At 52.7% G+C, this 14582-nt stretch carries 14 protein-coding genes; 3 read left to right on the top strand and 11 right to left on the bottom strand.

From position 1 onward, the window contains the following. Positions 1–9: 9 nt before the first annotated feature. A complete protein-coding gene (locus tag KNP84_RS10940) occupies positions 10–1476 on the bottom strand; it encodes a carboxypeptidase M32 (protein WP_021067498.1) in 1467 nt (488 codons plus the stop codon). Positions 1477–1542: 66 nt separating this feature from the next. Beyond that, complete coding sequence (locus KNP84_RS10935) at positions 1543–3075, bottom strand: FAD-dependent oxidoreductase (RefSeq protein WP_215114796.1); 1533 nt, start codon at positions 3073–3075, stop codon at positions 1543–1545. Positions 3076–3276: 201 nt separating this feature from the next. On the opposite strand from KNP84_RS10935, the gene KNP84_RS10930 reads away from it, so the two are divergent. Together KNP84_RS10930 and putP are read left to right on the top strand one after the other, a co-directional pair. Next, entirely contained in the window at positions 3277–4254 is a 978-nt protein-coding gene (locus KNP84_RS10930) for a D-alanyl-D-alanine carboxypeptidase family protein (protein WP_215114795.1), read from the top strand. 358 nt (positions 4255–4612) lie between these two features. Then, positions 4613–6094, top strand: a complete 1482-nt coding sequence (putP, locus tag KNP84_RS10925; protein ID WP_029595420.1) for a sodium/proline symporter PutP — start codon at positions 4613–4615, stop codon at positions 6092–6094. A 146-nt stretch (positions 6095–6240) separates the two neighbouring features. Here putP and KNP84_RS10920 read toward each other — a convergent pair whose 3' ends face one another. The 6 genes from KNP84_RS10920 to KNP84_RS10895 form a co-directional block, all read right to left on the bottom strand. Then, on the bottom strand, positions 6241–6465 hold the full coding sequence (locus KNP84_RS10920) for a hypothetical protein (protein ID WP_021067502.1): 225 nt from the start codon (positions 6463–6465) through the stop codon (positions 6241–6243). Between the two features lie 83 nt (positions 6466–6548). Further along, a complete protein-coding gene (locus KNP84_RS10915) occupies positions 6549–7103 on the bottom strand; it encodes a hypothetical protein (protein WP_029595418.1) in 555 nt (184 codons plus the stop codon). A 79-nt stretch (positions 7104–7182) separates the two neighbouring features. Next, positions 7183–8004 (bottom strand): YihY/virulence factor BrkB family protein, encoded by an 822-nt coding sequence (locus KNP84_RS10910; RefSeq protein ID WP_131471179.1) that lies wholly within the window; start codon positions 8002–8004, stop codon positions 7183–7185. Positions 8005–8110: 106 nt separating this feature from the next. Next, positions 8111–9529 (bottom strand): alanine/glycine:cation symporter family protein, encoded by a 1419-nt coding sequence (locus KNP84_RS10905; RefSeq protein WP_215114794.1) that lies wholly within the window; start codon positions 9527–9529, stop codon positions 8111–8113. Between the two features lie 59 nt (positions 9530–9588). Beyond that, positions 9589–10494: a Gfo/Idh/MocA family protein gene (locus tag KNP84_RS10900; RefSeq protein ID WP_215114793.1), complete on the bottom strand. Its 906-nt coding sequence runs from the start codon at positions 10492–10494 to the stop codon at positions 9589–9591. Between the two features lie 68 nt (positions 10495–10562). Continuing rightward, a complete protein-coding gene (locus tag KNP84_RS10895) occupies positions 10563–10745 on the bottom strand; it encodes a hypothetical protein (protein ID WP_021067507.1) in 183 nt (60 codons plus the stop codon). A 256-nt stretch (positions 10746–11001) separates the two neighbouring features. On the opposite strand from KNP84_RS10895, the gene KNP84_RS10890 reads away from it, so the two are divergent. Next, positions 11002–11868, top strand: a complete 867-nt coding sequence (locus KNP84_RS10890) for a DNA/RNA non-specific endonuclease (protein ID WP_214802543.1) — start codon at positions 11002–11004, stop codon at positions 11866–11868. Between the two features lie 44 nt (positions 11869–11912). On the opposite strand, the gene KNP84_RS10885 is transcribed toward KNP84_RS10890, so the two are convergent. The 3 genes from KNP84_RS10885 to KNP84_RS10875 form a co-directional block, all read right to left on the bottom strand. Beyond that, entirely contained in the window at positions 11913–12410 is a 498-nt protein-coding gene (locus KNP84_RS10885; protein WP_214837841.1) for an NUDIX hydrolase, read from the bottom strand. A gap of 21 nt (positions 12411–12431) precedes the next feature. Next, entirely contained in the window at positions 12432–12914 is a 483-nt protein-coding gene (locus tag KNP84_RS10880) for a VOC family protein (RefSeq protein ID WP_214837838.1), read from the bottom strand. A 441-nt stretch (positions 12915–13355) separates the two neighbouring features. After that, positions 13356–14522 (bottom strand): THUMP domain-containing class I SAM-dependent RNA methyltransferase, encoded by a 1167-nt coding sequence (locus KNP84_RS10875; protein WP_021067511.1) that lies wholly within the window; start codon positions 14520–14522, stop codon positions 13356–13358. Between the last annotated feature and the right edge of the window lie 60 nt (positions 14523–14582).

Here is a 14582-nt window from a genome sequence, read left to right as displayed (position 1 = left end):
GTTTTCGCCTCAGTTCGTTTTGTATTTGTTCGTCAAATAGCGGATGAGCGGGCGGACCGAGATGTCCTCTCCGGTCACTTGCTTGATGAGTTCGTTCGGTGTCAGCGCTTTACCATGGCGGTGGACATTGTCCTCAAGCCATTGTTTGATTGGACCGAACGTGCCCGTGCTGACGAGCGACTCGAAGTCAGGATGCTCATTCTTGAGTGATTCCGTCAATTGAGCGGCGTAAATCAAACCGAGGGCGTAACTCGGGAAGTAGCCGAACGATCCGCCGGCCCAGTGAACGTCTTGTAGGACGCCTTTCGCATCACTCGGCACATCGACACCTAGATATTCCTTATAGAGCGCGTTCCATGCCGCTGGCAAATCCTCGACCGACAAATCGCCTTGGATGAGTTGCTTTTCAAGCTCATAGCGGATGATGATATGCAGGCTGTATGTCAGTTCGTCCGCCTCAATCCGGATGAGCGACGGTTTCGCCTCGTTCACGCCGGCATAGAACGTATCAAAATCTATGTTCTGCAACTGTGGATGCTCGGATTGAAGGCGCGGATAGACGCTTTTCAAAAACGCCTCGCTTCGTCCGACAAAGTTTTCAAAGAAGAGGGACTGTGACTCATGGATGCCCATCGAGGCACCGCCCCCGAGACCGAGTTCGTCGAGTTCCGAGTCGATTTGCTGTTCGTACGTAGCGTGCCCGGCCTCGTGCATCGTACCGAACAAGGCGTTACGGAAATCGGTCTCATCATATTTCGTCGTGATGCGCACATCGCGACGGTTGATCGTGATCTCGAACGGATGCACCGTGGCATCGAGACGGCCGCGCGTCAAATCATAGTCGACGACACGCATCCAGTCCTCACACAGTCGTTGCTGAACGGCCTTGTCCATCGACCAGTCGAGCCCTTGGACCGGTTCAGGCAGCTGACGGATCAGCGGGACGAGCTCGTCGCGAAGCGTCCGGAACAATTCATCGAGCTGGTCGACGGTCATCCCTGGCTCATAATCGTAAAGGAGGGCGTCATACGGATGCGATTCGTAGCCGAAATAGTCGGCGAACTTCCGCTGAAATCCGATGATCTTCTCAAGATATGGAGCGAACATGTGCCAGTCATTCTGATCCTTCGCTTTCTCCCACGCCGTCTCAGCCTCAGAGACGAGCGTCACATACGCCTGATATTCTGAGGACGGAATTTTGGCATTCCGTTCATATTGGGTTTTGGCGACCGCGACCGAACGCAACTCGATCGGTGTCAAGTCCTCCGTCTCGGTCATCTCGGCCAACAGCGCCTTGAACGATTCGCTCGTCTGGCGTTTGAACGCCTCGGTCGACAGATAACCAATCGTCTCGGCCCGTAGCGGTGCCGACTGTTCCGGCATCTGGGTACGCATGTCCCAATACAGTAAAGAAATCGCCTCGTCGAAGGCACGCAATTGTTTGAAATGGTCACGCCACTGCTTTGTTAGTTCCATTCTGATTCCACCCCTATGACAGTTATATCGTTACTTCTTTACTTTAATATAGACGACCCGCGTTGCCTATTGTTTCGGCACATCGGTTTTCCGCTCATAGGCGAGCGGTTGTGTCGCCGGTCCTTCCAACACGTTTCCTTTCGTGTCGAAGCGTGAACCGTGGCACGGACAATCCCATGAGCGTTCCGCATCGTTCCAATTGACGGTACATCCCATATGGGTGCATCGTGTCGAGACGAGATGGCATTCGTTGTCGAGATCACGGTACGCGCCGACCTTCTTGCTGTCGACTTGGACGATCCCGCCTTCATCAAGTTGCAGGTCGTCGAGTGTACCCGGTCTTTCCAGTGACCCTTTGACGAATTGAACGGCCGTGTCGAGGTTCGTCTTTAAGAATTGCCCGACGTCGGCCGGTTTCAATTTCGAGCGTTGTGGGTCCAATAAGTCGTTGAACCGATTCGGGCGCCCGGTCAGTCGATCGGCCAGCAACAGTCCGCCGGCAATCCCGTTCGTCATCCCCCACTTGGCGAACCCGGTGGCGACGAACACGTCCGGCTCACGGCTGAACATTTGCCCGATGTACGGGAGGTGGTCCAACGTGATCAGATCCTGGGATGACCAGCGGAAACTCGCTTTTTTGGCCCCGAACGAATCATGGGCGAAGCGGTCCAAGCGGTCATAGCGCGAGCGGGTCTCGGTGACGTGTCCACTCAAGTGCCCTTCTCCTCCGACGAGCATATACGTCTTGTCTCCCTCCTTGAACGTACGGAACGACCGGCTCGGTTGATCGACACTCAAATACATACCGTCCGGGACGCTCTGTTCCGTCTCACAAGCGACGATGTAGGAACGCTCGACCTCAAACTTCGAGAAGTACAGCCCCCGGATGTCGTTGAAGGGGTAATGGGTGGTGACCACGACCTGATTCGCCTGGACCCGTCGCCCTGTCGACGTCGTGACGATCGGGCGAGGCCCCGAACTGATTTCAGTCGCCCGTGTCTTCTCGTAGAGTCTCCCGCCGGCCGCGACGAAACGGTTGGCGAGCTCGTGTAAGTATTTGACCGGATGCATCTGGGCCTGGTCGCGAATGACGATCGCTTGTTTGACCTCGAACGGGAGGACCGCCTTCACTTCCTCGGTCGCGTCTCCCCCGGGCAGCTCAAGTTGTGAATACGCCTCACGCTCGGCGACGAGTTGACTCGACCCATCGATTGAATATAAGTATGAATCTTTTGTCTCGAAATCGATGTCGAACCCGGCCTCGACCTGTTGCCGCAAATAGGCGAGTCCCTGTTCGTTGAACTCGTAATAGAGGCGCGCCGTCTCTTGATTGAACGTCCGAATCAATTTGGAATAGACGGTCCCATGCTGAACAGAACATTTCGCGGTCGTGTGGCCGGTCGTCCCCCGGCCGATCTCAGCCGCTTCGAGCAAGACGACTTGCTTGCCGCGCTGTTGCAACTCATATGCCGTGACGAGCCCGGCGATTCCTGCCCCGATGACGACGATGTCACACGAGACCGAGCTCTCAAGTCGCGGATAAGGTGTTGCCGCATTGTGCTGACGCCAGAGTGAATTGGTGAACGGATGACGATGCATAAACGTACCTCCTCTAATAAGATAAGTGTCTGTTACTGTGTATACCCCTTCCGATTCATTTCATACGCCTCAATTATTGACCTGATTCTTGATTTTGAAGACGATTTCAGGAGGCCTCATCCATTATGGTAGAAAAGTAAACAATGAAGGAGCGATTATCTAGTGAAACGAAACCGCAGACATCGAAGAAACACGTTCATCATGAGGCGACTCTTTGTCGGCCTCGCCATGATTGGATTACTTGCCATCATCCCTGCATTGATCGGCTTTAAACAAGAAGCAGAACCGAAACCCGTTGCGCCGGCCGCGGCCGCCGTACCGGTCAAACAAGGACCGTCGTTCCCCGAGATTCCAATCAAACCATGGACGACTCAACCGCTCGTGTCGTCCGACACGGCCGAACTTCTCGTCGGGTCGATGGCGTTCGTCAATTTGACAGATGGCCAGGTGCTGATTGACAAGAATGGTGCCGACCGCGTCTTCCCGGCCAGTACGACCAAACTGATGACCGCGCTTCTCGCTTATGAGAAGGCCGTCGCCGAGAAGGAACTCGATCAAAATGTCGTCATCGTCAAAAAATCTACCTTGGATATCCCATGGGACAGCCATATCGTCCATCTCGCGGTCGGTGACCGCTTGACCGTTCGCCAGGCCTTGTACGCGACATTGCTCGAATCAGGAAATGACGCGGCTAATAGTCTAGCCGAATACGTGAGCGGCTCTACGAATGAGTTCGTCGAACTGATGAACGCACGCGCCCAAGTGCTCGGACTGACCGGGACCCAGTTCCGGAATGCCCATGGCTACTCCGACCCGAATCATTATACGACCGCGCTCGATATGGCTCGCATCACGTATGCGTTCGGCACTTATCCTGAACTTGTCAAGATTGCCGGGACGTATGAATATGAGGCAAAGTTTAAAGACGCTGCTGGAAATCAAAAGCGACGCTGGTGGTATCATCTCGGATCGGCCGTCAATGAACGGAGCATCCATTACTCGAAACTCGTCACAGCGACCAAGACCGGCTATACCGACGAATCGGGCTATACGATGGTGTTCTTGATGGAGCGGGATGGGAAACAATATGCCTTGGTGACGATGCAAGCCAAATCCGGGCAGACGTTCCCGACGATGCGTTCTGTCGAAAAAATCGCGTTCAATCTCACCACCGAGTGATTTAAGCAATCAAACGACGGTTTCTCTCTGTAAAGGGAGAAGCCGTCGTTTGCGTTTAAAGACATAAAATATGACGAGTTATATGACAAACAGATGACACAAAAGTGTCACACACATAACTAACTGTCAGAATATTTAAACTTTAATCATGAAAAATGTTGCGCTCACCCGTTGATACTATGCGCTTTAGAGCCGTTTTTATGAAAAGATGACAGTTTGCAATGATTTCCGTGGTCCGTTATGGTTAGTCACAAGTTCGCCTAGTCATTCAAGTTTGACTCATTTGTGTGAGACACACACATGATTGAACCGTGATTGATTGAATCGACACAATTGAAAGCAAACAGGAGGTAATCAAATGTTATGGCAAGAATGGGTATCCATCGCGCTTTACCTCGTGATGATGCTCCTCATCGGATACGTCGCTTATAAACGGACGACCGATTCATCAGATTATATGTTAGGTGGCCGCAAGATGGGGCCAGGTGTTACCGCCATGTCAGCCGGAGCTTCGGATATGAGTGGTTGGATGTTAATGGGACTTCCGGGCGCAATGTATGCCACGGGATTATCAGCGATTTGGTTAGCCGTTGGATTGGTCATCGGAGCTTACTTGAACTACTTGTTAGTCGCTCCCCGTCTACGTGTCTTCACAGAGATGGCAAATGACTCGATCACGATTCCTGACTTTTTAGAGAATCGGTTCCGAGATCACTCGAACTGGCTACGGATCCTGTCTGCATCCGTCATCATCATCTTCTTCACGTTCTATACGTCAGCCGGACTTGTCTCTGGCGGGAAGTTGTTTGAAAGCTCATTCGGGCTCGACTATCAGACAGGTGTCATCGTGACGATTAGCGTCGTCGCACTATATACACTGTTCGGCGGTTTCACAGCCGTCAGTTGGACGGACTTTGCGCAAGGTGTCATCATGTTCCTCGCTCTCGTCCTCGTCCCAGTCGTCGCCTTGACGGACGTCGGTGGTGTATCAAACGCCGTCGATACGGCTACGACAATCAATACCGAATTGTTCGACCTGTTTGAAGGAACGTCGACGCTCGGAATTATCGGTCTCCTCGCTTGGGGACTTGGGTACTTCGGTCAGCCACACATCATCGTCCGCTTTATGGCGATTCGTGATGTGAAATCATTGAAGACGGCACGCCGCATCGGTATGGGCTGGATGACAGTCTCAATCATCGGTGCTGTCATGACGGGACTTGTCGGAATCGCCTATTTCCGTGGTCAAGGGAATCCTCTCGCTGACCCGGAGACAGTGTTCATCCGCTTCTCAGAAGTGTTGTTCCACCCGTTCATCACTGGATTCTTGCTTGCTGCGATTTTGGCAGCGGTCATGTCGACAGTTTCGTCACAGCTTCTCGTGACATCGTCGGCATTGACAGAAGACTTCTATCGTAAGTTCTTCAATAAAGATGCCAGTGAGAAAACAATGGTCCTCGCCGGTCGAATCGGTGTCCTAACGGTCGGACTTGTCGCGACACTCATGTCGCTCAGCCCGTCGAACACGATTTTGACGCTCGTCGGTTATGCGTGGGCCGGATTCGGTTCAGCGTTCGGTCCAGCGATTCTCTTGTCGCTTTACTGGAACAAGATGACGCGCCAAGGTGCACTTGCCGGTATCCTCGTCGGTGCCATCACGGTCATCCTTTGGATCGTGACTGGACTCTCGGCCGTCATCTATGAGATGGTACCAGGCTTCTTCCTCAGTATGCTTGCTATCGTGCTCGTCAGCACGTTCACGAGCCAACGTGAGCAGAAACGGATCAACCGTGAATTCAGTGAAATGGAAGCTGAACTCGCCGTTGCGAAAAAAGAATAACATCAATCAAAAACGCGGGCCGAACGGCTCGCGTTTTTTGTTGCGCACGGTCGCGTATCCTTACTCTAACGCGGCTTATTTTATAAATGGCCGTGACAAAGGATTAAAGAAAAAACCACAGACATCTTGTCTGTGGTCTGAATAAATTACATCGCTCTCGCCATGAACCAAAGTTGAATGAAGAATGGCACGAGGACGAGCACGAGCATCGCGTTGCGCATCCGACGGTTCCGGTTCCAATAATACGCCATCAAGACGAACGGATGGAGCGCCGTCAGCTGGTAAGGGTTGAACCAGAACCAAGTGAGCAACAAGACGATAAAGAAATATAGAACCGAGCGCTGTCTCGTGGCACGCCATTCTCGCCACATATCGAACGCCCCTTTGAAGAACACAATAAATGTTACTACCCAAAATACCATCACAATCACACTATTCAATGATTAGACCACCTTCATGAGACATTTTCGATATAGAATCCGCCCCAGTAGATATGCCGATACGTGTACTCTTTTCCACTCTCTGCCGTGATGATAATCTCATCCTCTGTCAACACGAGCACGTGAACCGGAATCTCACCTTTTCGAAGCATCGGACTGAACAATTGGAACTGCTTGTTCAACCACTTCCGTTCTGTGAAGTCACGGTAATGGTGCAAGGCGAGCGATGGATGGACCAAGAACACACCGAGCACAAAGGCAATGGCTCCTGGCGATGCTGAGAGTTCAAGCAGTAAGGAGAAAACGAGGACGAGCGATAGCACCGCATAGCCGAATTCGAGTAACTCCATCAACGAAGCCCGGCTGGCAATCACGTACTGCATGACACGAAACGCCACATACAGCAACAGACTGACCGCCACATACTGGGAAAACGGGGCACTGCTCATCGAAACGTCTAGATAGAACAAGACCGGTAGTAACATAACCCACTTCCATAATTGTAAGGCGAGGTAAAACAATGTTTGATCGATGAAACGACGATTGTGTACGAGCCGTTGCATATCCATGTTTCCCACCTCCGATTAAAAGATGTGACCTTAACCGTATCATTCCCTGAATCAAAGAATGATAACAAGCATTTACACGTCAACCGGATATTTCTTTTCGTTCGATAAGCGTGGCGTTCAACAGCCCCCCGAGAAGGATGACCGAGGCCGCCAAATAGAACCAGATCAGCAAGATGATGAAAGCACCGAGTTGACCGTAAAACTGTTCATAGTTTGCATACTGTGAATAGTAGCTGAACACGTTCGAAACTGTCAAGATGCCGATGGTAGCAAACGCCGCCCCGGCCCAACTGTCACGGAATGTTCCGCGATGGCTCGGCAACCACTTATAGACGAGCAAGAAGACGCTGAACAGGACGAGCGTGCCGACAATCCAACGGAAATAGAACCAGATTTGAGCATATCTTTCGACGATGTCGTCGATAAAGATGATATGTGTCGCCAACTCCCGGAGCGCGGTCTCGATGACCGGGATGAGCAACGAGAACGGCAAGACGAACATGAGTGCGAGCGTCACGGCGATGTCTTGCAACACGCCCCGCCAGAACGCCTTGTTCCGAATCAGGCGATAGGCGTCATTGAGCGACCGGACGAGCGATTGGACCGCCATCGATGAGATCCAGAGCGCCGGCAAGATGCTGAGTGAGGCAATCCGCAACCGTGAATCATCAAAAATCGCCTCGATGTTCCCTTCCAGCAATCGATAGCTGGCTTCAGGCATGACCAGTGCGAGTGCGGAAATCACGTCCCCGCTCGAGAACGGCAGCCACCCGACAATCCCGAGTACGAACAGTAAGAACGGGAACGTCGACAGGATGAAATAATAGGCCAACATGGCGGCTTGGTCAAAAAATCGTTCGGCAAAAAATCGTTTGAATGTATGAAGGAATGGTTGTATCATTTCGTGCACTCTTTTCTATAATTTATTAAATAAATGCGGTATTTGAAATAAAAATCGATAAACGAAAGGCAAGAATGGCGCGACGCGTCCGATTCTTGCCCCGATCTTAACTGATGTTCTCTCGTTTCGCTTCCCACGCCTCGACATGTTCTTTTCCAGGTAAATCCACATCATCACGATTGAACACCGGATCACGTCCGGCCCGCTTCTGCGCCACGTAATCGTCGAGCAGCGCTTTGGCGACCTTACTGAGTCGGAAGATGGCATACATATTGACGAGCGCCATCAAGCCCATAAAGATATCGGCGATCGACCAGACCAACCCCGCCGATCGAACCGAGCCGAACAAGACCATCCCGACGACCGCGATCCGGTAGATGACCAGATACACTTTTCGTTCGGAGATGAATTCGATGTTCGTTTCCCCATAATAGTAATTCGCCAAAATCGAACTGAACGCGAACAATAGGATGGCGATCGTCATGAGTGTCGTCGCGAGCGGCCCGATTTCTGTCAAGAGCGCCTCTTGCGCCAACTCGATGCCTTGGAAGTCCTCTGAACCCGGTACTCCAGAGATGAGGACAATCATCGCCGTCGCCGTACAGATAAAGAGCGTATCGACGAAGACGCTGAGCGATTGAATCAAGCCTTGTTTGACCGGGTGGCTGACCTCCGCGGTCGCTGCCGCATTCGGTGCCGACCCCATCCCTGCCTCGTTCGAGAACAAGCCGCGGCGAATCCCTTGCAGGACGGCCGCACCGACTGCACCGCCGAGCAGTTGTCGGAAGCCGAGAATTCCTTCTGAGAAGATGGCCGAAAATACGGCCGGGATGGCCTCTAGGTTTGTGAACACGACCCAGAGGGCGAGCAGGATATAGCCGCCGGCCATAATCGGGACGATAATCCCCGACAACGTTGAAATCGAGCGAATCCCGCCGAAGATGACGACGGCCGTCACGAGAGCCAAGACGATGCCGACCCAGAGCGTATCGACTTCGAAGACGTTATTGATTGATAAAGCAATCGTATTGGCCTGAACCGAATTGAACGCGAAACCAAACGCGAACGTGATTAAAATCGCGAACACGATGCCGAGCCACCGTTGACCGAGTGCCCGCTCGATATAGTAGGCTGGTCCACCGCGCCACGCCTTCCCGTCGTGCACTTTATACACTTGGGCGAGCGTGCTCTCGACGAAGGCAGAAGCCGAACCGATCAAGGCGATGAGCCACATCCAGAAAACGGCGCCCGGTCCACCGAGTGCGATGGCCGTCGAGACGCCAGCGATATTCCCTGTCCCAACCCGTGCGGCCGTTCCGATGGCGAACGCCTGGAACGATGAAACTTGCCCTTTCTCGTGTTTGATCCCTTTGACGAACAGCAACTTGAACATCTCCGGCAACATGCGGAACTGGACGAATCCCATCCGGATGGTGAAATACAACCCTCCGGCAATCAAAACGAAAATGAGTACGTACGTCCATAACAGGTCGTTCACCTGCATGACGAGCTCACGAATATCCATGCGCATCCCCTCCTTTTACGGAGTTAATACCCGCTCGATGGGCCACAGAAACGACACGGTCAACGCGAAGCCTCTTCTAGTATGCGCTCACAGAGCGCGTGCGTCGTCAAACTGTCCTCTGCCCGCACCGAGTCATTCGGTTCACCTGCGAGGAGCTTCAGGAACTCGTCGAGCATGGTCGTGAAGCCGCGACGCGTCAAATTCGACTCCCACGGATTCAGTGCCCGCTCGAGCATGCCGTCACGGGTGAAATCATACACACGCTCAACGTCGCGCGACACCCGCTTCAGACGAGGCGACATCACTTCCATCACTTCTTCCGTACAGCCGTTGTCCCGGTTCATAATCCCGACCGCTTCGACCCCTCCGGCCGTGAATTGAATCTGGAGCTGTTTCAACGTCCCGGACTCATGGCGCGTCCGGACGGCCAAATTCTCGACAGGGGCGAGCCCTGTCAAATAGCGGAGCGTATCGACGACGTGGACGAAGTCTTCGATGATGAACTCACGCAGCGTCGCCGGTTGATACGTCCGATTCTTTTGAATCAAAATCAGATTCGGGTCGGACACTTCTTTTAAGGCAGCCGTCGCCGTCGCGAAACGGCGGTTGAACCCGGTGATGAGCTCGACGCCCTGCTCGGCAGCGAGGCGTACGAGCCGCTCCGTGTCCTCGAGCATGAACGTGACCGGCTTATCGATGAAGACGGGCACACCTTGCGCGAGCACGTAACCGACCTGGTCGGCATGAACGGATGTCGTCGAGTGAATCAACGCGCCGTCCATCGTCTCGAACGGGACGTCTTCGAGTGATGCATACTGACCGGCAAAACGATACTTCTCGACGAGTTGACCCGCTTTCGCCGCGTCTCTCGAGACGAGATAGACGTCAATCCCTTCTAAACCGGCATAGACCGGCAAATACGCCTTCTTCGCGACGTCCCCTAATCCAACAACGACAATCTTCATGTTTACATCTCTCCTCTTCCTAAGACTGAACAAAACCCCAAGGCGTGTGCCCGGGGTCAAAGGTACGTTTAATGGACCGCTACAATTTCAAAACTCGTAATCGGTTTACGAATCGCATCTGACACGATTTGATACAAGTCGGCCAATTGCTCGTTATCATGTAAATCGGGCGTCCGGTCGAGAACGACCTCACACGTCCGCGTCGTCTGCTCTTTGTCCTGGAACGCATATTCGATGGTATATGTCTGCATGATACGTCTCCTCTCAAGCGATGTATACGTATGTATAGCCTGAAACGAAACGATTGAAACGCCATAACCCGCTCGACCGCCGGACCGTTCCCATCCATTGTACCACTAGTCCCAACGGAGGCGCGTCATCGAATCGTGACAATTTCTGGCTCGTTTATGACAAGCACGACCGAAACACGTCCCAATCCGATTGCTTGTCAATCGTGTCGAAGATTCCTAGAATGAACAAGTATGCCTCACACATAGGAGACTTGAAATGAAATTAAACATTACTTATTTAGCATTCCCGCTCTCGATTCTGCTATTGGCAGGTTGTACGAGCGAAGAAGCCGGGACCACCACGGTGACGGACACCCCAGAACAGTCCGCCGTCGAGACGACGGCGCCACCCGAACCGCAGACAGAGGACCGCTTCACCGGTTATGACATGATCGAAGTCGAGGGTGGAGATTTGTCAGGTGAACGCGAGAGTAATGTCGTCGTCGATATCGGATACGGCGACCGCGAATATTGGGCGTTCACGAACGAGCACGGTCAACTCGTGAAAGTGATTGCGGACGAGATTGTGCTGCAGGATGACGACCGAGAAGACGTGACGTCGGATGGGCGATACTACGCTGACGAGGCGAAAGTGTCTGGGGTCGAACACCGCGACCTCGACGAAGGGCACGTCATCGCCGATTCGCTCGGCGGCGTCTCGAACGCCTTCAACATCACGCCCCAAAACAGCACGCTCAATCGCCACGGCGACCAGGCGTATATGGAGAGCGTGATCCGGAGCGCAGGCGGCGCGACCGACTTCGAGGCGCTCATCACATATCCGGATACGAATACTCATATCCCTTCACACTATGAGTACACATACACTGTCAAAGGAAATGTCGTTACCGACTCGTTCGACAACGTCAACCCGGATGAGGTGAATGAAGAACTTGGATTGACGGAGAGCGCACCATCGGCCACCGAAGCAAGCGGTGACGTCACGCGCGTCGATACGAACGGCAACGGCCAAGTGACGATTCAAGAGGCGAAGGACGCCGGCTTCACCATGCCGATCACGAGCGACCATTGGCTCTATCCGCATATGCGTGATAACGATGGCGACGGGATGGTTGGCGAGTGATCCAATATCTGAATCAAAAACGAGATGGTTGGCCGATGGGCCAATCATCTCGTTTTATGTACAATGCTTGAAGCTTCATCCAGTTGGTCGTGCGTGTAGGTCAACAACTCATGCCCGTCATAACGAAACGTATGGCGTCTAGGCATAGGATAGTCTAGCATCGGCTGTAAATACTGCTTCAAGTTGCTGATGATTCCCATATTGTCAGGATGAAGCACCCAGTCGATTTGCTTCCATTCCAAAATCCCTTCACGTGTCCTCTGTACCTTGTCAGCGGCTTCATGTTTCGTGACTTCCACGACGAACAGATGCATCCCGACCTGCTGTTCTCCGTGCAGGATGATCTCCCCTTTATACAGAGGATGCTCAATCTTATATCCGGTCTCTTCGAATACTTCTCGACAAACCGACGCTTCAACCGTCTCGCCCGACTCGATTTTCCCACCTACGCCGTTCCATAGCCCCATCGCTGGCGGCTTCTCACGATTCAACAGTAAGACTTCATTTTCTGATTTCAATAGACATAACGTATACCGATACATCGCCCTACCCCCTGCCTTGTCTCATTCAGTATGTTGTGACACTTGCATCCGCTTCTTTTCTGACCAATTAGCGAAAGACATCATTTGAAACGCAGCGGTCGGGTCCGTCTCAAGAAACGTGATCAGTTCGAGCGAATTCCCGTCCGGATCGTCGAAATAGATGGCGGCATGTGCGTGCGGGAAGTTCGGCAGGATTAACGGCTGCTCTGCAGACGTCATCTTGAAGGCGGTCCGTACTTCGATGTCCCGTTCATCGAGCCACTCCTTCACCGTTTCAAGGCTTTCGGGGTCGATTCGAAACGCCACGTGACGAATCGATGGATGGTACGGCACCTCGACGCAATCGCTCTCCCACAAACCGAGCCAACTCTCTCCTTCAATGATCCATAGAAACGCCAAGGACTCGTTTTGGAAGGCCAGCTTCATTCCGATTTTTTCATAAAACGGGATCGCCACCGTCAAATCACTTACAGGCAAGTGTGCCTCATATATACCTCTTATCATCCATTCTTCATCTCCCTATCTTAACCATATTATGAGTATAATCCTTATATATGGAAATGTAAGTTATAATAGCTTGAATATTGAACGGTAGAGCGGTGTTTAGGAAAGTGAGTGCTGTAATGTGTTAAAGGATGTGATTACGCAATGTTTAGAAACTTGTATGGCCATTCACTGCCGTCCGATTCCAGGAAGGCTATTCGAACGTCTCGTCGTAACGTATTAGAAGTACGGGAAGAACGCGCAATCGATTCTTGAACAGACGGACTTAGGACGGGCCATGCCCATTTATGAGGACTGGTCCGACTATCTGGCACATACATCCATTCCATCACCTACAAGGGCGAAAAAACCACGGCAAGCAAAAAAACTGCTCCTAGGAGCAGTTTTCGCTTGTCTTCAGTATCACAAACAAAAAGTGTGCAATGTGTGTGCAATGAAGACTTATTTCGTATCAGAAGTCGGCTCAGCTGAACGTCTCGGCGGACGTTTACCGAAGAACTGGTAGTATTGCGTCTCGATATTCCCGTTGTACAGCTTACGGCGTTTCGTCGCCGGACGGCCGTACGCTTTCTCGAAGTCCTCATAACTCGTCAACATATAGACGCTATAGCCCGGATACTTGGCGAACTGTTGGCCGATCCGCTCGTACAGGTCGATAATCTCTTCTTCGGTCTGCAACCGTTCGCCGTATGGCGGGTTGCCGATGATGACGCCGTACTCTTCTTTCGGCTTCAAGGCAGCCGCGTCACTGTGAACGAACGTGATGGCGTCACGGACGTCGGCGAGCTCGGCGTTATCCTTGGCGAGCTTGACCATGCGTGGGTCGAGGTCGATGCCGTAGATTTTGAGCGGTTTGTCCCACTCCGCTTTCTCGTTCGCTTCATTGATGGCATCATACCAGGCTTTCTTCGGTACACACGGCCAGTCTTGTGAGCAGAACTCACGGTTGAGACCAGGCGCGATGTTACGACCGATGAGCGCCGCCTCGATGGCGAGCGTCCCTGAACCGGTGAAGACGTCGTAGAACGGCATGTCTGGCTTCCAGTTCGTCAGCTGAATCATCGCCGCAGCCATCGTCTCTTTGAGCGGGGCCTGTGAGTGGAGCTCGCGGTAACCACGACGGTGAAGCGCGTCACCTGACGTGTCGATCGTGATCGTCGCCACATCTTTCAACAAGGCGACTTCAATCGGATAGTAGGCGCCCGTCTTCGGGAGCCACTCGCCCGGCTTATCGTATCCACGTTGCATCGCGTCGACGATCGCCTTCTCCGTGATTTTCTGACAGTCGCGGATCGAGAACAGCTTCGACTTGACCGAGCGGCCGTCGACGATGAATCGAGCGTCCCACGGCATGAGATCCGTCCAAGGCAATTCGACGACACCGTCAAACAGTTCCGTGAACGTCGTCGCTTTGAACTCGGCGACGACGAGCTTGACGCGGTCTGCCGTCCGGAGCCATAGGTTCAATCGCGGAATGTCTTCCATTTCTGCATCGATATAGACGCGTCCGTTCTCGACCTCACACGTGTAGCCGAGGTCGCGCACTTCTTTGGCGACGAGTGCTTCGATGCCCATCGCTGCGGTGGCAATCAGTTTTCGTTTTGCCATACTATCCCTACTTTCTATAAGTGTTACTCCTAAAATGGTCATGTAAAAAGGAGCTCAAGT

The sequence above is a fragment of the Exiguobacterium sp. s70 genome (genome assembly GCF_018618315.1).
Lineage (GTDB): Bacteria > Bacillota > Bacilli > Exiguobacteriales > Exiguobacteriaceae > Exiguobacterium > Exiguobacterium chiriqhucha.
Note: the sequence above shows the minus strand (reverse complement) of the source record. Positions and strands in the feature narration are given on the sequence as shown.

Bases quoted from the DNA above. Each gene is read 5' to 3' on its own strand.
- KNP84_RS10940 (WP_021067498.1), bottom strand. From the start codon at position 1,476: ATGGAACTAACAAAGCAGTGGCGTGACCATTTCAAACAATTGCGTGCC.
- KNP84_RS10935 (WP_215114796.1), bottom strand. From the start codon at position 3,075: ATGCATCGTCATCCGTTCACCAATTCACTCTGGCGTCAGCACAATGCG.
- KNP84_RS10930 (WP_215114795.1), top strand. From the start codon at position 3,277: ATGAGGCGACTCTTTGTCGGCCTCGCCATGATTGGATTACTTGCCATC.
- putP (WP_029595420.1), top strand. From the start codon at position 4,613: ATGTTATGGCAAGAATGGGTATCCATCGCGCTTTACCTCGTGATGATG.
- KNP84_RS10920 (WP_021067502.1), bottom strand. From the start codon at position 6,465: ATGTGGCGAGAATGGCGTGCCACGAGACAGCGCTCGGTTCTATATTTC.
- KNP84_RS10915 (WP_029595418.1), bottom strand. From the start codon at position 7,103: ATGGATATGCAACGGCTCGTACACAATCGTCGTTTCATCGATCAAACA.
- KNP84_RS10910 (WP_131471179.1), bottom strand. From the start codon at position 8,004: ATGATACAACCATTCCTTCATACATTCAAACGATTTTTTGCCGAACGA.
- KNP84_RS10905 (WP_215114794.1), bottom strand. From the start codon at position 9,529: ATGGATATTCGTGAGCTCGTCATGCAGGTGAACGACCTGTTATGGACG.
- KNP84_RS10900 (WP_215114793.1), bottom strand. From the start codon at position 10,494: ATGAAGATTGTCGTTGTTGGATTAGGGGACGTCGCGAAGAAGGCGTAT.
- KNP84_RS10895 (WP_021067507.1), bottom strand. From the start codon at position 10,745: ATGCAGACATATACCATCGAATATGCGTTCCAGGACAAAGAGCAGACG.
- KNP84_RS10890 (WP_214802543.1), top strand. From the start codon at position 11,002: ATGAAATTAAACATTACTTATTTAGCATTCCCGCTCTCGATTCTGCTA.
- KNP84_RS10885 (WP_214837841.1), bottom strand. From the start codon at position 12,410: ATGTATCGGTATACGTTATGTCTATTGAAATCAGAAAATGAAGTCTTA.
- KNP84_RS10880 (WP_214837838.1), bottom strand. From the start codon at position 12,914: ATGATAAGAGGTATATATGAGGCACACTTGCCTGTAAGTGATTTGACG.
- KNP84_RS10875 (WP_021067511.1), bottom strand. From the start codon at position 14,522: ATGGCAAAACGAAAACTGATTGCCACCGCAGCGATGGGCATCGAAGCA.